The sequence below is a fragment of the Kribbella antiqua genome, from assembly GCF_004345665.1.
Classification (GTDB): Bacteria; Actinomycetota; Actinomycetes; order Propionibacteriales; family Kribbellaceae; genus Kribbella; species Kribbella antiqua.
The window spans coordinates 743,026-766,252 of record NZ_SLWR01000002.1; the positions used below are offsets into that span (position 1 = coordinate 743,026).

At 68.8% G+C, this 23,227-nt stretch carries 18 protein-coding genes; 5 read left to right on the top strand and 13 right to left on the bottom strand.

Annotated elements, in window-relative coordinates; all coding sequences use genetic code 11:
- Positions 1-11: 11 nt before the first annotated feature.
- From EV646_RS09355 to EV646_RS09365, 3 genes are all read right to left on the bottom strand, one after another.
- Positions 12-1,550 carry a phage tail sheath family protein gene (locus EV646_RS09355; protein WP_132146017.1) on the bottom strand — a complete coding sequence of 513 codons (1,539 nt, stop codon included), beginning with the start codon at positions 1,548-1,550 and terminating at the stop codon, positions 12-14.
- Positions 1,551-1,652: 102 nt separating this feature from the next.
- Entirely contained in the window at positions 1,653-3,653 is a 2,001-nt protein-coding gene (locus EV646_RS09360; protein WP_132146019.1) for an AAA family ATPase, read from the bottom strand.
- The gene (locus EV646_RS09365; RefSeq protein ID WP_132146021.1) at positions 3,650-4,213 is read right to left on the bottom strand and encodes a Pvc16 family protein; all 564 of its coding nucleotides are present in this window, start codon (positions 4,211-4,213) and stop codon (positions 3,650-3,652) included. The genes EV646_RS09360 and EV646_RS09365 overlap by 4 nt, the downstream gene beginning before the upstream one ends.
- A 125-nt stretch (positions 4,214-4,338) precedes the next feature.
- Between EV646_RS09365 and EV646_RS09370 the strand changes: the two genes are divergently transcribed.
- Positions 4,339-9,978, top strand: a complete 5,640-nt coding sequence (locus EV646_RS09370; RefSeq protein WP_132146023.1) for a choice-of-anchor D domain-containing protein — start codon at positions 4,339-4,341, stop codon at positions 9,976-9,978.
- A 49-nt stretch (positions 9,979-10,027) separates the two neighbouring features.
- On the opposite strand, the gene EV646_RS09375 is transcribed toward EV646_RS09370, so the two are convergent.
- The 3 genes from EV646_RS09375 to EV646_RS09385 all read right to left on the bottom strand — a co-directional run bounded on the left by EV646_RS09375 (position 10,028) and on the right by EV646_RS09385 (position 12,004).
- Positions 10,028-10,699: a helix-turn-helix transcriptional regulator gene (locus EV646_RS09375; protein WP_132146025.1), complete on the bottom strand. Its 672-nt coding sequence runs from the start codon at positions 10,697-10,699 to the stop codon at positions 10,028-10,030.
- Between the two features lie 254 nt (positions 10,700-10,953).
- Positions 10,954-11,388, bottom strand: a complete 435-nt coding sequence (aroQ, locus tag EV646_RS09380; protein WP_422386700.1) for a type II 3-dehydroquinate dehydratase — start codon at positions 11,386-11,388, stop codon at positions 10,954-10,956.
- A gap of 31 nt (positions 11,389-11,419) precedes the next feature.
- Positions 11,420-12,004, bottom strand: a complete 585-nt coding sequence (locus EV646_RS09385) for a TetR/AcrR family transcriptional regulator (protein ID WP_132146027.1) — start codon at positions 12,002-12,004, stop codon at positions 11,420-11,422.
- A 61-nt stretch (positions 12,005-12,065) separates the two neighbouring features.
- On the opposite strand from EV646_RS09385, the gene EV646_RS39240 reads away from it, so the two are divergent.
- The 3 genes from EV646_RS39240 to EV646_RS09395 all read left to right on the top strand — a co-directional run bounded on the left by EV646_RS39240 (position 12,066) and on the right by EV646_RS09395 (position 15,591).
- Positions 12,066-12,458 carry a hypothetical protein gene (locus EV646_RS39240; RefSeq protein WP_199236889.1) on the top strand — a complete coding sequence of 131 codons (393 nt, stop codon included), beginning with the start codon at positions 12,066-12,068 and terminating at the stop codon, positions 12,456-12,458.
- Positions 12,459-12,557: 99 nt separating this feature from the next.
- On the top strand, positions 12,558-14,090 hold the full coding sequence (locus tag EV646_RS09390) for a HelD family protein (RefSeq protein WP_199236890.1): 1,533 nt from the start codon (positions 12,558-12,560) through the stop codon (positions 14,088-14,090).
- Positions 14,091-14,109: 19 nt separating this feature from the next.
- Positions 14,110-15,591 carry an RNA polymerase sigma factor gene (locus EV646_RS09395; protein ID WP_241995645.1) on the top strand — a complete coding sequence of 494 codons (1,482 nt, stop codon included), beginning with the start codon at positions 14,110-14,112 and terminating at the stop codon, positions 15,589-15,591.
- Here the strand turns inward: EV646_RS09395 and EV646_RS09400 are convergent.
- The 6 genes from EV646_RS09400 to EV646_RS09425 form a co-directional block, all read right to left on the bottom strand.
- A complete protein-coding gene (locus EV646_RS09400) occupies positions 15,588-16,682 on the bottom strand; it encodes a Gfo/Idh/MocA family protein (RefSeq protein ID WP_132146029.1) in 1,095 nt (364 codons plus the stop codon). The genes EV646_RS09395 and EV646_RS09400 overlap by 4 nt on opposite strands.
- A gap of 10 nt (positions 16,683-16,692) precedes the next feature.
- Positions 16,693-17,979 (bottom strand): ABC transporter substrate-binding protein, encoded by a 1,287-nt coding sequence (locus tag EV646_RS09405; protein WP_132146031.1) that lies wholly within the window; start codon positions 17,977-17,979, stop codon positions 16,693-16,695.
- Positions 17,980-18,103: 124 nt separating this feature from the next.
- The gene (gene aroB, locus EV646_RS09410) at positions 18,104-19,201 is read right to left on the bottom strand and encodes a 3-dehydroquinate synthase (protein ID WP_132146032.1); all 1,098 of its coding nucleotides are present in this window, start codon (positions 19,199-19,201) and stop codon (positions 18,104-18,106) included.
- Positions 19,198-19,698 carry a shikimate kinase gene (locus tag EV646_RS09415; RefSeq protein WP_132146034.1) on the bottom strand — a complete coding sequence of 167 codons (501 nt, stop codon included), beginning with the start codon at positions 19,696-19,698 and terminating at the stop codon, positions 19,198-19,200. The genes aroB and EV646_RS09415 overlap by 4 nt, the downstream gene beginning before the upstream one ends.
- On the bottom strand, positions 19,695-20,897 hold the full coding sequence (gene aroC, locus EV646_RS09420; RefSeq protein ID WP_132146036.1) for a chorismate synthase: 1,203 nt from the start codon (positions 20,895-20,897) through the stop codon (positions 19,695-19,697). Before aroC ends, EV646_RS09415 begins: the two co-directional genes overlap by 4 nt.
- A gap of 48 nt (positions 20,898-20,945) precedes the next feature.
- A complete protein-coding gene (locus tag EV646_RS09425; protein WP_132146038.1) occupies positions 20,946-21,146 on the bottom strand; it encodes a hypothetical protein in 201 nt (66 codons plus the stop codon).
- Between the two features lie 112 nt (positions 21,147-21,258).
- Here EV646_RS09425 and EV646_RS09430 point away from each other — a divergent pair, with 112 nt between their 5' ends.
- Positions 21,259-22,380, top strand: coding sequence for an ADP-ribosylglycohydrolase family protein (locus tag EV646_RS09430; protein ID WP_132146040.1), 1,122 nt, complete (start codon positions 21,259-21,261; stop codon positions 22,378-22,380).
- A gap of 78 nt (positions 22,381-22,458) precedes the next feature.
- On the opposite strand, the gene EV646_RS09435 is transcribed toward EV646_RS09430, so the two are convergent.
- The coding region (locus tag EV646_RS09435; protein ID WP_132146042.1) for an IS30 family transposase at positions 22,459-23,227 on the bottom strand (769 nt) is incomplete at its 5' end.

The following is a 23,227-nucleotide window of genomic DNA, read 5'->3' on the forward strand; positions in this document are numbered from 1 at the left end:
TAGAGTTACTACTACTCGGCGACCGTGCTGGTGCCGCCGGAGAACTGCGACAGCTGGAACACCACGAACTCGGCCGGCTTCACCGGTGCGATACCGATCTGGCACCTGACCTGGCCGGCGTCGATCGCCTCGGCCGGGTTGGTCTCGCGGTCGCACTTGACGAAGAACGCCTCGTCCGGGGTCAGCCCGAACAGCGCGCCCTTGCGCCACTCGTTCACCAGGAAGGCGCTGATCGTACGGCGGATCCGCGCCCACAACGCATCGTCGTTCGGCTCGAAGACCACCCACTGAGTGCCGCCCAAGATCGACTCCTCCATGTAGTTGAAGAGCCGTCGTACGTTCACGTACCGCCAGGCCGGGTCGGACGAGAGCGTACGGGCGCCCCAGATCCGGATGCCGCGACCGGGGAACGAGCGCAGGCAGTTGACGCCGATCGGGTTCAGCAGGTCGTGCTCGGCCTTGGTGATCGTGGTTTCGAGCGCGATCGCGCCGCGGACGACTTCGTTCGCCGGGGCCTTGTGGACGCCGCGGGTCTCGTCGGTGCGGGCCCAGATGCCGGCGGCGTGACCGGACGGCGGGACCAGGATGTTGCGGCCGGTGGCTGGGTCGAAGGTCTTCGCCCAGGGCCAGTACAGAGTCGCGTACTTCGAGTCGTAGCCGGCCTGGTTCTGCCGCCAGTCCTTGATCTGCTGGGCGTTCAGCCCGGGCGGCGGGTCGAGCACGGCCATCCGGTTGCCCATCAGCTCGCAGTGCGAGATGACCGCCTGCTGGACCGAGTGCACGGTCTCCAGGTCGATCGCGCCGCGCTGGTACGCGCTCATCAGGTCGGGCACCGAGACGATCGTCACGTCCTCGATCGCCTCCAGGCCGGAGAACCCGGTCCGCTCGGCGACGTCACCGACGTAGTCGGATGCGCCGACGCCCTCGACGGCAACCGGCGGTGCGACCAGCGACTTCTTGCCCTTGGCAACAGCCTCCACCGCAGCGGACGGCGCCAGCTCCTCGAGCTTCACCAGCTTGGACTTGGCGTTCACCACGGTGGCCGCGTTGCTGGCCTTGTCCGCACGCCGATCCGGTACGACGGGATCGTACTCCTCGGTCGGTCGTCCACCCGCGCGTACGGTCAGCTTGATCGCGCCCTCCGGCGGGTTCTCCGCGCCGCTGTCGGAGACCTCCACGGTGACGTCCGGAGACTTGCCGTTGGAGCTCTCGATCGCGGTCACCTTGTAGTGCCCGAGCGTGGTCTGCGGCCGGCCTGCCGGAAGCTCCTTGGGAGCATCCGTGGCGTCGCCGCCGATCCGGACGATGTACGCCGCTGAGCCGCCGTTCTGGATGTAGCCGAAAACGGCGTGCGCGAGGTACGAGCCCTCGACGAAGTCGCCGAAGGTCTGGGTGAACTGGGTCCAGTTGGTGATCAGGGTCGGGGTGTTCAGCGGGCCCTTCTCCGCGAAGCCGACGAACGCGGCGACCGCGGTGCCGACGCCTTCGATCGGCCGCTGCCCGGCCTCCACCTCCTCGACGTAGACACCGGGCGACAGGTACGTCGGCATGGTCACTCCTTCCAGCTGGTCTGCTCTCGGAACAAGCGTCGCGGTCGCGCCCCTCCCCCGGTACGTCCGCGCGGACGCGGCGAAGGGAAACAAGCGGTGCACCTAAGGGCAGCGCGGTGGCAGGCGGCCGAGCTTGGTGTACTCGTGCTCGATCGCGGTCAGCAGATCGTCCAAGCGGACCGGGCGCGAACCGGCCGCCGCGTAGTACGCCGCTGTGACCGCAGCGGACCGGATGTCGCCGCCGGACAACTCGAAGCGGGCAGCTGTCGAGAGGTCCAGGTCACCCGCCCGTGGGACAGAAGATCCGAGGCAGCGGTCCCACAGCAGCAGACGCTCGGGCTCTGATGGTTGTGGGAAGTGCACGATCAGATCCAGCCGCCGGCTGAAGGCGTCGTCGAGGTTGGCGCGCAAGTTGGTGGTGAGGATGGCGAGCCCGTCGAAACTCTCCATCCGCTGCAGCAGATACGCGACCTCGACGTTCGCGTAGCGGTCCCGCGCGTCCTGGACGTCCGAGCGCTTGCCGAACAGTGCGTCAGCTTCGTCGAAGAGCAGTACGCCGTTCACGCGCGTAGCCTCGGTGAAGACGCGTTCGAGGTTCTTCTCCGTCTCGCCGATGTACTTGTCCACCACGGTCGCGAGGTCGACGACGTACAGCTCGACTCCGAGGTCGCCCGCGATCACCTCGGCCGACAGCGTTTTGCCGGTGCCCGACTCCCCGGTGAACAAGGCGGACACACCCGCGCCGCGGCCGCCGCCCGGGCGCATCCCCCAGCCGCGGATCACTTGTTCGCGATGACGCGCCCGGATCGTGAGTTCGCGCAGTCGGGCGAGCTGCTCATCCGGCAGCACCAGGTCGTGCCACGACACCGCCGGCTGGATCCGCCGGGCGAGACGTTCGAGCCCGGCGCCATTCTGGGATCGAGCGCCGGCTCGTAGCACGTCGCCAGTCACGAGTACCCCGTCCAACGAAGCGCTGACCGTCGCTGCCTCGGCGGTCCGGGCGATCTGGTCGACCCCCAACCTAAACGCCGCGGTCTCGGCCGACGCATCCAGCTCAGGCGATGCCGTCGGCAACAAAGCCCGCCAGAGCGTCGCGCTCTGCGACGCCGTCAACCTCGGCGCGTCCAGCACCGACGGAACCACCGGAGCCCAGCCCGGATCCCACGTCGCACCACCAGTCAGTACGACGGGAACCGGCACGACCGCGAGAGCCCGCAGTACGTCAACCCCGGCCGCTTCGACCGATCCGGCGAGAATCCCGGCGGACCTTAGCCGCGCCTGGCGAGCCGCCGTACGGGCGAAGACCGCGGGATCGAGATCGCGAGGCACGCGCGCGAGGTCGAGCGACAACACACCCAGATCCAGCTTCGCGAAGGCCGCCGCCGCCAACCCGCATGCCGCGCTGCCCGCCGTCTCCCGTAGATAGACAGGCCGACCTGGTTGCAGGCCGCGAACGATCCGCTCCTCGAGTTCGCCGTACACGACAAGCGGCGGCGGTACGACGACATCCAGCAGCAGCGGCTCCGTCGCCTGCCCACCCACCAGGTACGCCGTCACCGGATCCGGCACCCGCAAAGCCCTGGTCAGGAACGGCCGAGTCGCACCCTCGACCTCGACCAGACCGCCCGCGATCAGAGGTGCGGCGTGATCGAGTCGCCCGCGAGCCACTGGATCGGCCGCTGGTACGCCGAGCAGGTCGAAGACCAGCCGCGGTGTCGCCCGGCGTTGTGACACGTCGTCGTTCAAGTACCCGTACAGCTGCTCGAACCGCGCGTCCAGATCGGGCGCGAGTACGGCTAGCAGGATCTCGGTGTCCAGCTCGGTCAGCTCGAACGAGCGCACGAGCTGCCGGAGCCGTGGCGTCGTACCGTCGACCTCGGCGATGTCGGCCTCCGCCTCGACTGCGGCGAGCCGGTCGGTCAGGTCGGGCGGTGCGGTGGGCCGCCCGGCCAGGATGCCGTCGATCGCCGCAGGGGTGAGATAGAGGCCGCGGAAGGCGTCGTTCGGCGCCGGGTCGGCGGCGCGGCGCAGGTCGACGAGCGCGCGGACCCGGTCCTCGACCAGGGCCAGGCGGCCCAGCAGGTGCCGGAGGTGCGAGCTCATTCGAGTTCGGCGAGCTCGACCTGCAACGGCTCGCTGATCGGAGGTCCGGCGGTGGTCAAGCGGCCGGCCTCGATCGGCAGCGACAACACCACGTCGATCGACGGCCGCAACTCCCCGCCGAGCGCCGACCACACATCCGCGAACGAACGGTCGTCCTCCGGTGGCAGCCCGACCGACAGCCCGACCGGTGAAGGTGCCTCAGGCAACAAATCCGCCGGTACGACGTCGTGCACCAGCAGCGTGTCGAGCAGCTGACCGAGCAACCCGTGCTCGTCCTCGACGCGCTGACCCCAAACGCTCAGCAGGTAGAACAGCCGGAAGATCCGCGGCGGCGTGTGCCGGGCGACCATCCGGCCGTTCTCGTTGAAGCGCGGCACGAGCCCACTGGCCCGGCGCCGGGTGTCCTCGCGGATGTCGTAGAGGAACAGGTTCACCGCAGGGCCGTTGCGCTTCGCCGCCCACTCCTTGGTGGGCGGGTCGAACACCACCTGGACCCGGGCGGCGTCGAGCAACTCGCGGCGCAGCAACGCGGCGAGGGCGCCATCGGCTTCGGAGATCACCCTGCCACGGTAGAGTCGCGCGGCACTCGGTTGGGGCGGTTTGCCTGGTTGGGCACGACCTGCTGCCCCGGCAGCAGCACGTCACGCTCTGCCTGCCGTGACCAGTCAAAGCTTTGCTGGACAGCGTGAGCCGTATTCCGCGCGTCCCGACCGCCATCATCGCCGCCGCCAGCCTACTGACGGCGGGCCTCGCCGTGCTCTCCACCAGCCGCGACGCTGCCGCGGCGCAGGAGGAGCCGAGTCTCGACATCGTCTCGCGGGCCGCGGGCGATCCGTCGTACCGGTCCGCCATCAGTGCGAATGGGCAGTGGGTTGTCTATGAAACCGGCACGGAGAACACCAGATCGTCGCTGTCGTTGCGGGATCTGACCAGCGGCACCGACACCACGGTTCCGGACGACGGGCACAGCGCTGCGGCGCCGTCGATCTCCGGTGATGCCGGTCTGATCGCTTTCATCGGCGACCGGGAGACGTCGCGGCTGAACCATGCCCAGGACCAGCAGATCTTCACCGTCAACCGCCGCGATCCGGAGCACCCGGTGGTGAAGCCGGTGACCAACACCCCGAACGATCTGCCGTACCAGCGGATGCCTCGCTGCACCATCGCGATCGCAGACGGCGACGATGGTGACGGGGACTGCGTACCGCAGCTGTCCCGGGACGGCCGCACGCTGGTCGCGCAGGTGGAGCAGTCGGTCGCACCGAACAGCCTCGAGCTGACCATCGCCGGACACCCCGCCGAGGTCGACTACCACTTTTACCCGGTGCTGGACTTCGGTGCGTTCAGTACGTCCGCGGAGTCGAGCGTCACGGTGAAGAACACCGGCACCCTGCCGGTCGTCTACCCCGACACCGGCCCGGTGATCGAAGGCGACTCCGCCTTCACGATTACCTCCAGCACCTGTGCGGCGACCCTTCAGCCCGGCGCGACCTGCGCGGTGCAGCTCAAGTTCATCGCGAGCTCGGCCTGCGGTGACGAAATGGACGCCGTACTGCGATTTCCGGCGACGTCGTCCGCCGCGGGACAGACCGCGGTCAAGCTGACCGGCGGTGGCGAATGCCCACGCGTCAACCTCTTCACCCCGCAGGCGCAGGCCGCGGAGGACTGCACAGGTCCCAGTCAGTACCCCTGGCAGCTGCCGACGGCGACCCAGCCCAAACCGGCCGAGGAAGGCCGGCCTCAGCCCAGGTTCGACATCGGCATCACGCGGGCGGACGAGCTGAGGATGGTCGCGCTGACCATCCAGAACACGATGTCCAGCCCGCAGACACCGCGCCTGACATCACCGGGTTGCCAGCTGAAGCTGGTTCTTCCGGAGGCAGCCCCAGCCAATGCCTGCCGCCCCGGCCAACCGATGGCGCCGCAGTCGACCTGTACGGCGTACGTCGAGTACCGGATCCCCGACGTCGCACCCTTCTCGGGCGGAATTCACCTTGGCGACACCGTCTACCGGATCGGCGGTTACTCGGCGCGCAACGTTGTCGCGGCCTGGCGGGATCCCGGTGCCGCGGGCAACTTCGGCCCGGCCCGCATCGTGAGCGTGACCGGCACCGGCAACGTCGTGATGGACGGATCCGGGCCGACGGTCTCGGCCGACGGGCGCTGGGTCGGGTACGTCTCGGACACGACTCTGGGTCGGCCGGACGCCTCCCCGGACAAGACGCCGGAGCAGAGCCAGGTGTACCTGCACGACACGGACGCCGGAGGCGACGGGACCTATAAGCCGGGCCCGACCACACTGGTGTCACTGCTGCCGGATGACTCGATACCGGACCGCGCCGACGAACCGTCGGTCTCCGACGACGGCACCCGGATCGCCTTCACCGGTGCCTCGGACCAGGGCTTGCAGGTGTACGTCCGGAATCTGCCCGGGCCGCGCACCATCCTCGCCTCGTCGGGTCCGGACGGCACCGCCGGGAACGAGTACTCCGAGACACCGCAGCTGTCCGGCGACGGATACACGATCGCCTACCAGTCCGCCGCGACGAACCTCGGCGTAGGCACGCTGCCGGCCGCCCGGATCATCGCGCGCGACTTGACGAAGGATCTGTCGAACGGCCGGAGCAGCAACGAGCTGATCTCGGTCCGACCACCCGGTTCCGGCTCGTCGGGGTGGGACAGGTTCCCGGCGATCACCCCGGACGGAACCCAGCTGACGTTCGCGAGTCGCGACGTCCTGGACACCAGCGGCGACGCGGACAGCGACTCCGACGTCTATCACGCGCAACGCAAGAGCAGCCTGACGGTCGGCCCGAACCCGCTCGACTTCGGCACGGCCGCGGTCGGTACGACGTCCGGCGCGAAAGCCGTCATCGTCACGAACGACGGCCTGTCCCTGCTGCGGCTCGACGAGCCCTTCCTGCCATCCACCGATTTCGCGATCGACGGCGACCAGTGCACCGGCAAGCCACTCCGGCCCGGGCAGAGCTGCGCGTATCTGGTGAAGTTCACCCCGAAGGCGGTCGGTGCGCGAACCGCCACCCTCTTCGTGCGTCCTGACGACGCCGGGTCGACCTGGCTGGAGGACAGCCTGACCGGCCGCGGCACCAGCGACTCCCGCATCGTCGGTACGACTTCGCATGTGTCGACGAACACCGGCGTACACCAGGACCCGTCGATCAGTGACAACGGCCAGTTCGTGGCGTACCGGACCGGTGCGGGTGGCGACGGAAGCCCGGACACGATCAACGTGCGGAACCAGGCGAACAACGACATCCGACAGTTCGGCCGGCACGGCGAGGTCGGGCAGCCGTCGATCTCCGGTGACGGAACGCGCGTTGCCTACAACGCGCAGGACGGGCTGACCAAACGCACTGTGGTCGCCGACGGCTCAGGCACGCACCAGATCTCCGGTACGACGACCGACCTGCGCTACCAGCGGCCGTGTGGCTACGTGTTCTTCTCCCGCCAGTGCCAGCCATCGCTGGCAGGTGACGGCAAGACGGTCGCCTTCCCAGCCCGGCTGGACCCACGATCGGACGCGCTGAAGCTGACGCTGACGGAGGCCGACAACTCGACGCACGAGATCGGCACGCTGATCGACCTGGGCGCCGGCGGGGAACGGTCCTTGAAGGTCGACACGGACCGGGCGATCAGCTTCGCCGGGCCGCCGACAGTCGATCCGGGCTCGGGGTTCGACGTCGTACGCAGTACCTGCCAAGGCGACCTCGCCGCGAACGCGAGCTGCACGATCAACCTCAAGTACAGCGCTTGTGCCGGCAAGGGTCTGGGCATGCTGAGGCTGAACGGGGCAACGCCCGAGGGCCAGATGGCCGTCGCACTGGTAGCGAACGGCAGCTGCGTCAAGCTCAGAAGCCTGCCGACCACCAAGACGGTGACGAAGGCCGCCGCGGACTGCACACCGATTCCGGCAAGCGGTCCTGTCTGGCCCAGCTCCGACCGAACCAACGCCGGCCTCCCGCTCGCCGACGCCGGCGACCGTCCGATCGGCCAGGTGCGGTACGTCGCCATCGCCGTCGAACCACAGTCGAGCACGCAGGAGATCGGCTTCGAGTCCGGTAGCTGCGATCTCGCGCTCGTCGGTGCCGAGAACCCCGATCCCAACCTGCCCAAGCCTTGTGTGCAAGGCAAGATCGTTCCGGCCAACACCGGCTGTACGGCGTACGTCGGCTTCCGGCCGAGCACGGCCGAGCCGTCCGCGGCCTTCCTGACCGCGTACGGCCCGAACAAGCAGTACCGGTTCGCCGGTGCCGGCTACCAGGACGTCGTCCTGACCCGTGCGGACACCGGAGGTGACGGGACGTTCGCGGGCGCACCGGAGATCGCAAGCAAGGACAGTTCGGGCGCGACGCTCACCGGTATCCAACCATCGCTGTCCGCCGACGGGCGCTATGTGGCCTTCGAGTCGTCGGCGATCATCGACCGGCCGGCCGCGGACACCACGCAGGTCTACCGCCGGGACCGGACCGACGGCAAGACGATCCTGGTCTCGCAGCTGCCCGACGGCAAGATCGACGAACTCGGCACCTATGCGCCGTCGCTGTCGGCGTCGGGTGACCGCGTCGCGTTCGTCACCGAGGGCGAGAGCGATGAGGGCGAGGGCGCGAGCGTTTTCGGCAGGCCGAGCCAGGTGTGGGCGCGGGACATCCCGAGCGGGAAGACCGTGCTGGTCTCCGCCGCGGCGGGCAAGCCGACCGTAGGTGGCGATGACTGGAGCTACACCCCGTCGATGTCGGACGACGGATCGACCGTCGGGTTCGCCTCGGAGGCGAGCGACCTCGTCACGGAGCCAGGGAACGGCCGGACTGCCGTCTACGTGCGCTACCTGGAGCCTGACTTCGCCAATGCGGGTCAACGGTTCAGCGAACGTGTCTCGCTGTCGGCGGAGGGCGCCGTACCGGAGGGAGGCTACAGCGGAGATCCCTCGCTGAGTGCTGACGGCGCGTTCACGGCCTTCGAATCCAGCTCGCAGTTGGTTGCCACGGACACCGATGAGTCGTACGACGTCTACGTACGAAGGCGGCCGGCACAGCTGGTGGTGGAGCCGGCGACGGTGGACTTCGGGGCGGTGAAGATTGGGAAGTCGTCGAGTCTGCGGCAGCTGGTGGTTCGGAACGTGGGGAACGGGCCGGCGGCGGCTGGGCCGACGAGCGTCGCCGCACCGTTTGTTGCTGGGAGCAACGTGTGCAAGGTGACGCTGCATCGAGGTGAGAGCTGCCCAGCCGACGCGCGGTTCGCTCCGACGGCGGCAGGGCGTGTCAACGGACTGCTGACGCTGCCGAGTGTGCAGGGATATCTCGCGGGGCCGTCTGTGTCGGCGGGATTGAGCGGCGCGGGTACGACGGCTACACCGGTCGCGGGACTGAGCGTCGTACCGGGGAAGTTGGTGTTCCCGGCGCAGAAGCTCGGGACCTCGGCGGCTTCCAAGGTGACGCTGCGGAACACGGGTGATGTGGCGCTCGAGGTCACTGCCTCGGTGATCGGTGAGGACTTCGGGATTTCGCTTGGCTCGTGTGCGATGGTGATGCCTGCGACTTCGTGCGATGTGCCGGTGACGTTCGCGCCGCGGAAGACGGGGACGCGGAGCGGGTCGGTGGTGTTCCGGGCGGTGTCGGGTGATCCGGCGGTGAAGAGTCCGCCGGCTGTAACCGTCGGGTTGAGCGGCGTGGGGTCGCCTGGGCCGACGGTGGCGTCGATGACGGTCGCGCCGAAGGCGTTGGTGTTCGGGCCGCAGATCCTGTTGTCGCCGAGTGCTCCGAAGTCGATCGTGGTGACGAACACGGGCAACGTACCGCTCGCCGTGACCGGGGTGCCGTCGGTCGCCGACTTCACCTCGACGCCGTCCTGCGCTTCGGTACTGCCGGGGAAGACGTGCGAGATCGCCGTACGGTTCATGCCTTCCGCGCTGGGCAAGCGGTCGGGGGTCGTCCAGGTTTCCGCGACCGCCTCGGGTGCTGTGGCGCCCTTCTCGGTGCCGGTCGATGTTTCCGGTACGACGTTGACGCCGGCGCTGACCGTGGAGCCGCCAGTGGTCCGGCCGGGGCAGGTCGTGCTTGCCTCCGGCATCAACTTCCCGCCGAGCCGGTCCGTCGTACTGAACTGGAAGGACGGGCTCGGGTCGCAGCAGGCGGTGACGGACAAGAGTGGGCGGTTCAAGGTCGCCATACTGGTGTTCCGCCGGGACCTGCTGGGACAGCGGGCGCTGACCGGGACGATTCCCGGGCTCGCGCTGCCGGTGGTGAGTCCGCCGGTGCTGGTGATGCCACTGCGGTCGCAGCCGCCTGACTTCGTGCTGCGGTGGTGAGCACGCGACGCCGGCCCTCGCACGAGGCGAGGGCCGGCGCTGGATGGAGTTAGATGAGGCCTTCGCGGAGGGCGTAGGCGACGGCGTGCGAGCGGTTCTTCAGTTGCAGGCGGCTGGTCACGTCGTGCAGGACGTTCTTCACCGTCCGCTCGGAGTAGGACAGCTCGCGGGCGATCTCCTGGGTGTCCTTGCCGTCGGCCACCAGCCGCAGTACCTGCGTCTCGCGGTCGGACAGCCCGGTGTGGGACAGCCCACGCGGTGCCAGCACGTGCCGCTGCATCCGGGACACCTGACCGAGCAACCGGCCCAGCAAATCGGGAGGCAGGCTGCCGTCACCCGCGGCGGCGGACTGCAGAAGGTGCACGATACGGTCGGCCGTTGCCTCGGTGCGGCGAAGCACTCCGGACACCCCCAGCTCGACCGCGGTCATCAGCGCGTCGTCGTCGATCGTGCTGCCGATCAGCACGGTCCGGCGGCACCCCCGCTGTGTCGCCGACCGGAGCACCTGGACAGCCACCGTGTCCAGCGAGTCGACGGCGACCAACGCGACCACTGGCGGGGCGGCGCGATGGTCGGCCGGCTGGCTCTGCTGAAGCGAGGCCAGGTCGGCGTCGCTGATCAGGGCGATCTCCGGCCGCTGCCTGAGCGCGTGCACCAACCCGAACTGCGACAGCGGGTCCAGCGCCTTCACCCAGACAGGAATACGTTGTTGCGTCGTCATACTTGTCACTCCCCCAGAGCGTTGATGAACGGAACGGATCGAATCCGCAGTCACACGAACCCCCAAATATCGTCGATTCCGATCGTGCCCCCGAACCTTCAGCCAGCCTTAAAACCGGTGACGGGCGGTATCACGACCCAACGCCTAGCGTGACCCACCCGCGTTTCACCGGCGTCTCACCCCGATCTCTTGTCCGCCTGTCCGGTGAAATCGGCCCCTTCACCTGCCTTGATGCGAGCCGCTGCGCGAAGGTTTCAGAGCGTGCTGATCGCCCGGAGGGCGAGACGGAAGGAGTCCACGCCGAAGCCGGCGATCGTGCCGTTCGCAACGGCGGAGACCACGCTGATGTGCCGGAACTCCTCGCGAGCGGCCGGATTGGTCAGATGGACCTCGATCAGCGGCGCCGTCCGCTGCGCACAGGCGTCGCGCAGGGAATAGGAGTAGTGCGTAAACGCGGCCGGATTCAGTACGACGGGGAGCTCGCCGTCTGCAGCCTCGTGCAGCCAGCCAACCAGCTCGGCCTCGTCGTCGGTCTGCCGGACCTCGACCTCCAGGCCCAGCTCGGCGCCGGTCTTCTCGCACTCGGCGACCAGGTCGGCGTACGTCGTCGTACCGTACTTCTCCGGCTCCCTGGACCCGAGCCGCCCGAGGTTGGGCCCGTTCAACACCAGCACCCGCCGCACACTCACATCAGTCACGGCACCACCCTACTCAGATTGGTCAGGTTGGCAGGGACTTGAAGGCGGTGACTGCCTCGGCGCGGGCGGTTGGGTAGTACTTGTCGGCTGTGAGGCCGGAGGTCATGGCTTGCCAGTTGCGGCGGCTGAGGACCTGGTGGACCGAGAACAGGCAGGCAGCTGTCACCTCGGCTCGCAGGTTGTTGCCCAGGGCCTCGGCCAGGGCCTGCTGGTCGCTGGCGATGAACTGCGTCAGGCGGGTTTCCAGTGCGGGCGTGGTGAAGACGAGGCGGTAGAACGCGAGCACCTGCGGATGGTCGTTCAGGCCGGTGACCGGGTCGCGGCGTTCGAGACCGTCCAGGAAATGGTCGCGCAACGCCTCGGCGGGTGGCTTTGTGGACGCTTGCACGACGCGGGCCGCTTCGTGCTGGTGGTCGGCGAAGCGGTGCAGGACGAGGTCCTGCTTGGTGGCGAAGTACTTGAAGAGCGTCGGCTTGGAGACGTCGGCGGCCGCGGCGATGTCGGCGACCGACACCTCGTCGAAGCCGCGCTCGAGGAACAGCGCGATCGCCGCTTCCGACAGCGCGTCGTGGGTCTGCTGCTTCTTCCGTGCCCGCAGTCCGGTCATGGGCACATGTTAACCTAGTCAAAAGATTGACCGGGTTAAGCTTTTGCCGATCGGAGGGCGGATGCGGGATTTGGCGGCCGAACGCGCGTACGCCGAACGGTGCCGGAAGGCGCTGCGGCGAATGGTCGCAGGCGCCCGGGAGAACGTGGTCGTCGGCGAAGACACCTGGGGCGACCGGTACACGGCCGAGCGGCTCGGGTACTACCTGAAGACCCTCGCGCGGGACATGGCCGAGGAGGGCGACAGCCCGCCGTTCTTCGGCCTGATCCAGTACGGCGACTCCTCCGCCGGCGACCATCGTGGCCAGCGCTACTACCTCGGTCGCCGGCACATCTCGGATGCCATCGGCCGGCCGCCGCTGGTGATCGACTGGCGAGCCCCGGTGTCGACGGCGTTCTACCGCGCATCGGCGGCGGAACCACGCGGCATCGAAAGCCGGCGCCGCTTCGGCTGATCTGCCAACACCCTGACTAGTTTCGAGGACGAGCAGCTCGGGCCGGGCCAGGAGCCAGGGGCCGGCCAGCCGATCGGGGCGAGCGGGACGAGTGCGTTGGTGCGCCGGGAGATCGAGCGGGCTCGTGTTGGCCCGATGCGGGACATCGTCGCGACGATCCAGCCGGAGCAGGACGAGGTGGTCCGGACCGAGCTGGATGTTTCGGTGTGCGTGCAAGGTGCGCCCGGCACCGGGAAGACCGCGGTCGGGCTGCACCGGGCGGCGTACCTGCTCTACGCGCACCGGAGCCGGCTGCAGCGGACGGGTGTCCTGGTGCTCGGGCCGAACAAGGCGTTCCTGCACTACATCTCCGCCGTACTCCCGACGCTCGGTGAGGTCGACGTCGAGCAGACCACGATCGAGCAGCTGCTGACCGTCGAGATCAGAGCCGTCGACGAGCCGGACGCGGCCATCGTCAAACACGACGCCCGGATGGCCGACGTACTGCGGAACCTGGTGTACGCGCGGATCGGCCGGCCGGAGCAGGCCATCGTCGCGCCGGACGAGTCGTACCGCTGGCGGGTCAATCAGCACGAGTTCGAGGACATGGTCGCCGAGGCGCGAGCGGATGCGACGGCGTACCTGATCGGCCGGGAACGCGTAATCGCGCGGATCGTCGCGGCGCTCCAGCGGCAGGCCGAGGCGCGCGGCCAAAACTGCAACGCCGTCTGGCTGCGACGGATGGCACGCGCCGCCACACCCGCGGTCGACGCCGTCTGGCCGAAGGTGAAAGCCGACGAGGTCCTCGCCGAGCTTCTGAGTGATCGCCATCGACTCGCCGAGGCCGCCGACGGCATCCTGAGTCCACAAGAACAAGAAGCCATTGCCTGGCCCCGCCCGCGGAAGGCAAAAAGCGCGCGCTGGACTGCCGCCGACGCCGTACTCCTGGACGAGGTCGCGGCCCTGCTCGAACGCGGCCAGACGTACGGCCATGTCATCGTCGACGAAGCCCAGGACCTCTCCCCCATGCAGTGCCGCGCGATCGCCCGGCGCAGCGAACACGGCTCGATCACCGTCCTCGGCGACCTGGCCCAAGGTACGACGCCCTGGGCCGCGCAGACCTGGACCGAACAGCTGCACCAGCTCGGAAAGCCCGAAGCCGACCAAATTGCCCTCACAACCGGGTACCGCGTCCCCGCCGCCGTGGTCGAACTCGCGAACCGGCTGTTGAAACCGCTCAGAGTCTCCGTGCCGCCGACGATCTCATTCCGCTCGGACGGCGAACTGTCGATCACCCGCGTCGACGATCTCGCGGTCGCTTGCGTGGACGCCGTCGGGGCCGCGCTCACGCAGGAAGGGTCGATCGGCGTGATCGCGGCAGACGACCAGATCGCCGTACTCGCGGACGCGCTGAAGGCGGCCGGGATCCCGGCGGTTCCGCCGGACGGTGACGGGCGGGTGGCCGTGGTACCGGCGAGCCTCGCGAAGGGGCTCGAGTACGACCACGTGATCGCGATCGAGCCGGCTGACATCGTCGAGGCCGGACCCCGCGGCTTGAACCGCCTCTACGTCATCCTGACCAGAGCGGTTTCCAGGCTGGACGTGCTGCACACGCGCGACCTCCCGTCGCAGCTGGAGGGAACCGGAACCTGACAGCCGGACTCTCCCGGGTATGAGTACACCAACGCTGGGGGTGCCGATGGGGAACAGCCCTGGACAGACGGCGACGCTGGACCGGGAGCTGTGGGACCGGCTCCGGTCCGCCGACGAGCCGGCCCTCGCAGAGCTGTTCCACCGGCACAGTGACGCCGTCTACAACTTCGCCTTCCGCCGTACGGCGTCCTGGTCGGCGGCGGAGGACGTCGTACAGGCGACCTTCACCGCGGTCTGGCGGCGCGCCCGCGCGGGCCAGATCGACCCGCTGGCGCTCGACTCCGCCCGGCCACTGCTGCTGGTGATGGCCGGGCACGAATGCAGCAACGTACTGCGCTCGTCCCGGCGGCAGACAGCGCTGCGGGACCGGATCGAGCTGCTCGAGCTCGGCAGTACGCCCGACCACTCCGCCACCACCGCGGCGAAGGTGGATGACGAACGCGCGATGAGCGAAATCCGCCGCGTGCTCGGCAAGCTGTCCGCGAAACAACGCGAGGTGGTCGAGCTCGTCGTCTGGTCGGAGTGCTCGATGGCCGAGGCGGCGCGGGCGCTCGGCGTACCCGAAGGAACCGTCAAGTCCCGGCTGGCTCGAGCGCGCGCGAGCCTCGCCGGCCTCCTCGCCCCGGCCCGGCGCCACCGCGGCTGGCTCGTGCCGGCCGGCGCGGCCGCGTCCATCGCCCTCGTCGCGAGTGGCGTGCTGTTCGCGGCGAACAACCACCAGAAGTCCCAGCCCGGCCCGGCCACCACGCCATCACCGAGCACACCGACTTCGAGCACACCGACATCGAGCACGGCGAAGGCACCGACGTTGCCGGACGTCCACATCAACCTCGGCCCGCTCACCGCCGCGCAGAAGGCCGCCGCCGCAAAGACCTGCGTCGACGCGATGGAGAACCACAACGCCGCGATCGACGTCGGGCACGGCCTGAAGGTGATGAGCTGGGGCATCGGCGGGCCGAGCACAACGGTCGCGTTCAGCGCTGCTCCGCAAGGATTGCGCTACGGCTGCGAAGGCAACGGCAAGGCGATGCAACAGACGGTCGTCGGAGGCGACCCGGCTGCCGCGGCCAGGGAGAAGACCGTGATCAACCCGCCGGACGCGACTCACCCGGCCGCGCCCACCGAAGGCATCGCGGCGTACGCCTTCGTCGAGTTCGACCAGAAGCCGGATCTGCTGGCCAAGCAGCGCTGGTACCGGGTCGACGACCGCGTCGCGGCGATGCGGCAACGCTGGATCGTCCGCGGCAAGCCCGGTCCGTGGTACGTCGCCGAGGCCGCCGACGGATTGGTCTTCCTCCGGTCCTGGAACGAGTCGCCTCCGCTCAAGCTCGGTGAAGAAGTCCGGATCGAGACCCAGGTGCTCGACCACTTCGGCCGGCTCCTCGACGCCCCCGCCTCCCTGAAGGGCGGCGGGGGCCTCACCCTGAGCCCTGGCACAACCCGCGTGGACCGCGGCAAGCTCGTCCAGCTCGGCGGCATGGTCGATCTCGACTTCCGCTAGGTCGTGGAGCTCCAGGGTGCGCCCGGTCCGCCCATGCGGTGAGCGTACGGCGTGCCCTGGAGCAGCTCGCCTCGGCTGATGGGTTTGCCGGTAAAGGCGGAGGCGTAGATGGCGGCGGCCAGTTCGAGGGTGTTGCGGGCTTCAACCAACGGAACGGGTGCGGGCTCGCCAGAGGTGAGGGCGTCCAACACCGCAGCCAACTGAGCCGTGTGGCCGCTGGGGACATCTTCCAGATCGGCAGACCATGCCTCAGCGACTGCCTCGGTGCCGGGGGCCGGGGTGATCGTCCAGTCGTCGTTCGTGTAGCCGTAGAGGTGCTCGAGCTCGACCGTCGCGTTCTCGTAGTCGAAGCGGAGCTGCGAGGTTTCGCGCGGCGAGACCAGGGAGTTGACGACTGAGGCGACCGCGCCGTTCTCGAAGGTGACCAGAGCCATCGAGACATCCTCGGTCTTGGTCGGGCGGGCCTGCCGGGCGGCTATCGCGGTGACCTGCTGCCACGGGCCGAGGATCGACAGGAGCAGGTCGAACTGGTGGATACCGTGCCCCATCGTCGGCCCGCCGCCCTCGACCTCGAAGGTCCCGCGCCACGGCACCGCGAAGTACGCGTCGTCGCGGAACCACGTCGTGTTGCACAAGGCAACCAACGGCCGGCCGAGGACACCGTCCGCCGCCAGTTGACGCAAGCGCACCGCGCCGGAGCCGAAGCGGTGCTGGAAGACACAGACAACCTGAGCAGCGGACTTGCTCTCCGCGTCGAGCAGCGAGTCGAGCTCGTCCAGCGACAGCGTCGGCGGCTTCTCCACCAGTACGTCGACATCCGCCGCCAGGCACTCCGCGGCGAGCGGCACGTGCGAGCTCGGCGGCGTACACAGGTGAACCAGGTCGACGTCACCGGCGGCGAGGAGCTCGGCCAGGCTCGGGTACACCGCCGGGATGTCCCACTTGGCCGCGAACTCCTTCGCCCGGTCCAGGTCGACGTCAACGGCCGCCACCAACGAGGCGCGCTCCGGCAGGGAGGTCACCGCCTGCGCGTGGGCGTTGGCGATCCCGCCGGTGCCGACGATGGCGATCCGGTGCTTGCGGTCAGACATGCAGGCCCTTTCAGGAGGCTGAGTCGATCTCTTTCTGGAGTTCGGTGACGAAGGCGTTGGCGGCCTTGTCGGCGGGTTGCCGGCCGAAGAGCACGTCCTCGGCGTGCCGGCGAATGATGTCGTCGATCCCACTGCCACCGTTCGGCGTCACCCGCGGCGGGTCGGACACCTTGATCGCGCTGAGGTAGTCGGCCGCTTCCTTGTCGGTCGAGCCGAGTTTCGGCGTGATCGCCGCCAGTACCGACTTGTTCGCCGGTACGCCGCGGTCGGTCAGCAAGATGTCGCCCGCCTCCTTGCTGTTCGCCAGGAAGTCCACGAACAAGGCCGCCTCGGCTGGGTGCTTGCTGCGCGACGAGATCGACCAGAACATCGACGGCTTGTAGTACGCACCAGGCGTCTGAGTCTGCGACTCCCCCGGGAGTTTGAGCAGCTTGAGGTGCTGACCACTCGCCTTGGTCAGCGACGTCAGCTGTGTGTTCCACCAGAACCCGAGCGCGGCCGTGTTGGTCCCCGTCCCCGACTGGTCGAGGGTGGCGCTCGCCTGTTCGATCAGCAGGCCCGGCTTCGGGATGACACCGTCCTTCGACAGCTTGGCCCCCTGCTCGAAGAAGTCCTTGACGATCTCCGGCTTGACCACCACCTTGCCGGCCTGGTCGTAGATCGAGTTGCCCTGCTGCCGGGCGCGCAGGTTCAGCCCGCCGCCGTCCATTCCGTACGACTGCAGGCCGATCACCTTGCCACCGCTGGCCGCCGAGAACTTCGCGGCGGTCGCCCACAGGTCGTCCCAGGTCCACGTGTTGTCGTTCGGCAGCGGTACGCCGTACTTCGCGAAGAGGTCTGTGTTGGCGACGACCGAGAGCGACGCGAGTCCGACCGGGAGCGCGTACTGCTTGTCGTCGATCGAGCCCGTGGCCAAGGCCTTCGGATCGATCCCGTCGAGCTTGAGGTGCTCGCCTTGGGTCTTCAGATCGAGCAGGGCACCGCGGTCGGCGTACGACGCGAGATAGAGCTCGTCCATCTGGATGATGTCGGGGGCGTCGTTCGCGGCGACTGTGGTGGCGAGGGCGTCCCAGTAGCCGTTCCAGTCCTTGAACTCACCCTTGATGGTGATGTTCGGATGCTCCTTCTGGAACAGGTCGATCACCTGCTGAGTCCGCTGGTGCCGGGCGTCCGCGCCCCACCAGGTGAATCGCAAGGTCACGGGTTCCTTCGACAGTTCGGTCCCGCCCGACGATCCGCCCGAGCAGCCTGCCACGGCCAGGACTGTTGCGGCAGCCAGTGCTATCCAGCGACGCATGCTTTTCTCCCCAGCTTCATGCCCATTTGGAAAGCCCTTTCCATGATGCTCGCCAAGCATCCTTGGGGGCTTTCCAGCGAATGACAAGGGCCTGTCCGGCCGATGACCGGATCCGGCCAGGGGTTCAGCTGATTTCGGCGTACGCCGCGATCAGCAAGCTCGGGTCGGGGGCCTCGAGGATGGTGGGTTTGGCGAGGGCGTCGAGGATGACGAAGCGGAGGCGGTCGGCGCGGGTCTTCTTGTCGAGCTTCATCGCGTCCTGGAGGTGCGGCCAGGCGTCGGCGCGGTACTTCACCGGCAGGCCGAGTGATTCCAGTACGGCGCGATGCCGTTCGGCCGTGCTGTCGTCGAGGCGGCCAGCGGCGCGGGCGAGCTCGGCGACGAAGACCATGCCGATGCTGATCGCGGCGCCGTGGCGCCACTTGTAGCGCTCGACCCGCTCGATCGCGTGACCCAGGGTGTGCCCGTAGTTGAGCGCCTCGCGGCCGATCGGTCCGCCCGCGATGGTGGTCCGCTCACGCAGATCCGCGCCGACGGTGTCCGCCTTCACCTGGATCGCCCGCGCGATGAGCTCCTCGGTCCCGTCGTACGACGGGCTCGACGCGGCAGCCGGATCCTTCTCGACCAGGTCGAGGATCACCGGGTCCGCGATGAACCCGCACTTCACCACCTCGGCGAGACCACTCACGTAGTCGTTGCGAGGCAGGGTCTCCAGCGCGGCGAGATCGCACAGGACGCCGGCCGGCTCCCAGAAGGCTCCGACCAGGTTCTTGCCCTCGGCCGTGTTGATCCCAGTCTTGCCACCGACAGCGGCGTCGACCATGCCGAGCAGCGTGGTCGGGATGTGCACGACCTTCACGCCACGCAGCCAGGTCGCGGCGACGAAGCCGGCCAGGTCGGTCGTCGTACCGCCGCCGACACTGACGATCGCGTCGGATCGGGTGAAGCCGGCCTGCCCCAGCACCGACCAGCAGTACGCGAGTACTTCGGCGGTCTTGGCGTCCTCGGCGTCCGGGATCTCGATCGCGTGCGCGGTGTACCCGCCGGCCGTGAGGTCGTCGCGGATCGCGTCGCCGCTGGTCCGCAACGCCCGCGGGTGGATGACGGCGACCCGCTGGACGCCGTCGCCCAGCAGCCCGGGCAGCTCGCCCAGCAGATTGTTGCCGATGACAACGTCGTACGGCGCCGCCGCGGCCACCCGGATCCGGGTCCGCTCGATCATCCGAGGTGCTCCAGGATTTCGTCGGCGATCGAGTCCGGGGTGCGGTTGTCGGTGAGCACGATCAACTTGGCTACTTCGACGTACAGCGGCCGGCGCGCTTCCATCAGGTTGCGAAGCTGGGTCCGCACGTTGCCGAGCAGCAGCGGACGGGCGACGCCGAGACCGACCCGCTTGACCGCCTCGCCGAGGGATACGTCCAGGAAAATCACGGTTTGTCCGGCAAGGTCGGCACGGGTGTCCGGGTCGAGGATCGCGCCGCCGCCCACCGATACGACGATCTGGTCGTCCTTCAGCGCGTCGACGATCGCGGCCCGCTCGAGCCTGCGGAAGTGCTCTTCGCCGTGATCGACGAAGATGTCCGAGATCGGCTTGCCGGCATCGGCCTCGATCGCCGTGTCGGTGTCGTGGTGCGGCACGCCGAGCCGCTCGGCCAGCTTCGCCGCGATGGTCGACTTGCCCGATCCCGGTGGTCCTACCAGGACGAAGACCGGACTCACTCTGCCCACTCCCGCGGCGTGATGGTCGACGGGAGGTTCGCCAGGTACGTCTGGTGGTTGCGCGACGTCTCCGTCACCGAGTCGCCACCGAACTTCTCCAGCGCGACCTCCGCGAGTACCAGCGCCACCATCGCCTCCGCGACGATGCCCGCGGCCGGTACGGCGCAGACGTCGGACCGCTGGTGGTGCGCGGCCGCGGCCTCGCCGGTGGTGGTGTCGATCGTGCGCAGCGCCCGCGGCACTGTCGCGATCGGCTTCATCGCGGCCCTGACCCGGAGCGTCTCGCCGGTGCTCATGCCGCCCTCGGTGCCGCCCGACCGTCCACTGGCCCGCCGTACCACACCGTCCTCGGCGACGATCTCGTCGTGCGCCTTCGACCCCGGCGTCCTGGCCAGCTCGAAGCCGTCGCCGAGCTCGACCCCCTTGATCGCCTGGATGCCCATCAGCGCGCCGGCCAGCTTGGAGTCGAGCCGGCGGTCCCAGTGCACGTAGCTGCCGAGGCCCGGCGGCAGACCGTCCACGACCACCTCGACGACACCGCCGAGCGTGTCGCCCGCCTTCTGCGCGAGGTCGATCTCCTCGACCATCGCCTTGCTCGCGTCTGCATCCAGGCAGCGCACCGGATCCGCGTCCAGCTTGGCGACATCGTCATACGACGGGATCACGCCGTACGGCGCCTTGACGGTGCCGAGCTCGACCACGTGGCTGACGATCGTCACGCCGTACGCCTGGCGGAGGAACCGGGCCGCGACCTCGCCGAGGGCGACGCGGGCCGCGGTCTCGCGGGCGCTGGCGCGCTCGAGCACCGGGCGGGCCTCGTCGAAGCCGTACTTCTGCATACCGGCCAGGTCGGCGTGACCGGGGCGTGGACGGGTCAGCGGGGCGTTGCGGGCCAGGTCCTTGAGCGTCTCGGCGTCGACCGGGTCGGCCGACATCACCTGCTCCCACTTCGGCCACTCGGTGTTGCCGACCTGGATCGCCACCGGGCTGCCCAGCGACAGCCCGTGCCGGAACCCGCCGACGAACGTCACCTCGTCCCGCTCGAACTTCATCCGGGCGCCGCGGCCGTACCCCAGCCGACGACGAGCCAGGGCGTCGGCCACATCATCCGTGGTGACCTGGACGCCTGCGGGAAGACCTTCGAGAATGGCGACGAGCGCTTGACCGTGCGACTCGCCGGCAGTAAGCCAGCGCAGCATGCCCCGATTCTTCCACGCGCCCGGCGGTCAGCCGACGGCGGTCTCACGTCAATGGCAGGTGGGGGTTTGGGGGAGGTCGGCGGTGCGGAGGGAGAGGACTGCGTCGAAGGTGCGGGCGAGGGGGGATTTGTCGCAGGAGTTGGCGGCTTGGGCGGACTGGGCGCCGGCGATCGCGGCGGTGGTGAGGGCCGCGGTGGCGAGGCCGGCGGCGGCAAGGCGGCCGGCGGTTCGGTGGAATGCGGGGGTCATCGGGTGCTCCTTTCGTTCTACCAACGACGGTAGGAGCGGACGGCTTTGCGCGAACTGGCTCTGAGTCCCGTCTTGGGGTAGCGCTGGCACCACCATCGATAGGGTTCCTGGCATGACTCGGGTGGAGCAGGAAGCGTGGCGGGCGCGGGTGCGCGGGTGTTTGCTGGGTGGGGCGATCGGGGACGCTTTGGGCGGGCCGGTGGAGTTCGAGGACAGCCCGACGATACTTGCGGCGCATCCCGATGGCGTCCGGAGTTTCGTCTCCGGATCGATTGGCTGGCCGCCGGGCACGATCACCGATGACACGCAGATGACGCTGTTCACGGTCGAGGGGCTGATCCGGGCCGGCGTGCGGACCGATCGCGGGCTCGGGTTCACGTTCGCCGTCGTACAGCATGCGTACGACCGCTGGCTGGACACGCAGACGCTCAACGGACCGAGTGGTGAGCGTGACGGCTGGCTACAGGCCGAGCAGTGGCTATACGCGCGGCGGGCGCCAGGCACGACCTGTCTGAGCGCGCTCACCCAGGCGCGTCAGGGCAACGACAGGATCCCGCAGTTCGGTGCGCAGGCTGTCAACGACTCGAAGGGTTGTGGCGGGGTGATGCGGGTGGCGCCGTTCGGGCTGCTGCCGGCGTGGCGTTGGTTCGACACCGAGTCGATCTTCGACGCGGCCGCTGACGCCGCCGGCTACACCCACGGTCACCCGACCGGCAAGCTCGCCTCGGGTGCGCTGGCCGCGCTCATTCACAGGATTTGCGGCGGCGCCGAGCTCGACAAGGCTCTCGACGAGGTCGCGCTGATGCTTGCCCAGCGCCCCCATCACGAAGAGACCAGTACGGCGCTCTCACGCGCCCGGCAAGCTGCAGCCGCTGGGACTCATTCGGTGCAGACGGTGGAGCAGCTGGGTGGTGGCTGGGTCGCTGAGGAGGCTCTTGCCATCGCTGTGTACGCCGCACTCGCCTGCCCCGCGCCAGAGCAGTTCCTGGACGCACTGGCGCTAGCAGTGACGCACTCTGGTGATAGCGACTCCACCGGCGCTATCTGCGGCAACATCCTGGGCGCCCTCCACGGTGAGACGGCTTTGCCCCCAGAGCTCGTCTTCACCGTCGAGGGCCGTCCTGTCATCCTCCAGCTCGCCGACGACTTCGCACTGGAGTTCACCCAGCCCGAGCGCCTGCACGGCGACTACGGCCCCCACACCCCCTGGACCACCCGCTACCCCGGCTGGTAGCCCCGGTCCACATTTGGTGGGTTCACCCACCAGCTTGTGGGTTCGCCGCCCGTATTCGGGCCGGGAACCCGGGCGGATTCACGCGGTGGTTGCAACACCGGGTGGTTTTGACTGGTCGGATAGTAGCTTGTCGAGGGCTTCGGCGGGGGTGCGCCAGTGGAGGCGTTTGCGGGGCCGGTTGTTGAGTTCGGCGGCGACTTTGTCGAGGTAGCCGGGGCCCCAGCGGGACAGGTCTGTGCCCTTGGGGAAGTACTGGCGCAGCAGGCCGTTGGTGTTCTCGTTGGTGCCGCGTTGCCAGGGCGAGTGGGGATCGCAGAAGTAGATGTCCAGCCCGGTGGCGTCGGCGATCCGGGCGTGGCTGGCCATCTCCTTGCCCTGGTCCCAGGTCAGGCTGCGGCGCAGCTGCTCGGGCAGCTCGGTCATCTTGTGGATCATCGCGGTCGCGACGGTGTCCGCGGTGTGGTCGTCGCGCAGGTGGAGCAGCAGCACGAACCCGGTGGCCCGCTCGACCAGGGTGCCGATCGCCGAGCCGGACTCGGTCGACCCCAAGATCAGGTCGCCCTCCCAGTCACCAGGCACCGCGCGGTCCTCGACCTGTTTGGGCCGCTCGGCGATGTTGACCATGCCCGGGATCTGTCCCCGCCGCACCCCCTCGACCCGACGCGGCTTGCGCAACCCCCGGCCGGTCCGAAGATGCTTGGTCAGCTCACGTTTCAGGGCGCCGCGGCCCTGCACGTACAGCGACTTGTAGATGGTCTCGTGTGACACCCACATCTCCGGATCGTCGGGGAAGTCCTCGCGCAGCCGGCCCGCGATCTGCTCGGGACTGTGATTCTCCTCCAGCCGG

Bases quoted from the DNA above. Each gene is read 5' to 3' on its own strand.
- EV646_RS09355 (WP_132146017.1), bottom strand. From the start codon at position 1,550: ATGCCGACGTACCTGTCGCCCGGTGTCTACGTCGAGGAGGTGGAGGCC.
- EV646_RS09360 (WP_132146019.1), bottom strand. From the start codon at position 3,653: ATGAGCTCGCACCTCCGGCACCTGCTGGGCCGCCTGGCCCTGGTCGAG.
- EV646_RS09375 (WP_132146025.1), bottom strand. From the start codon at position 10,699: ATGACGACGCAACAACGTATTCCTGTCTGGGTGAAGGCGCTGGACCCG.
- EV646_RS09385 (WP_132146027.1), bottom strand. From the start codon at position 12,004: ATGACCGGACTGCGGGCACGGAAGAAGCAGCAGACCCACGACGCGCTG.
- EV646_RS39240 (WP_199236889.1), top strand. From the start codon at position 12,066: ATGCGGGATTTGGCGGCCGAACGCGCGTACGCCGAACGGTGCCGGAAG.
- EV646_RS09395 (WP_241995645.1), top strand. From the start codon at position 14,110: ATGAGTACACCAACGCTGGGGGTGCCGATGGGGAACAGCCCTGGACAG.
- EV646_RS09400 (WP_132146029.1), bottom strand. From the start codon at position 16,682: ATGTCTGACCGCAAGCACCGGATCGCCATCGTCGGCACCGGCGGGATC.
- EV646_RS09405 (WP_132146031.1), bottom strand. From the start codon at position 17,979: ATGCGTCGCTGGATAGCACTGGCTGCCGCAACAGTCCTGGCCGTGGCA.
- aroB (WP_132146032.1), bottom strand. From the start codon at position 19,201: ATGATCGAGCGGACCCGGATCCGGGTGGCCGCGGCGGCGCCGTACGAC.
- aroC (WP_132146036.1), bottom strand. From the start codon at position 20,897: ATGCTGCGCTGGCTTACTGCCGGCGAGTCGCACGGTCAAGCGCTCGTC.
- EV646_RS09425 (WP_132146038.1), bottom strand. From the start codon at position 21,146: ATGACCCCCGCATTCCACCGAACCGCCGGCCGCCTTGCCGCCGCCGGC.
- EV646_RS09430 (WP_132146040.1), top strand. From the start codon at position 21,259: ATGACTCGGGTGGAGCAGGAAGCGTGGCGGGCGCGGGTGCGCGGGTGT.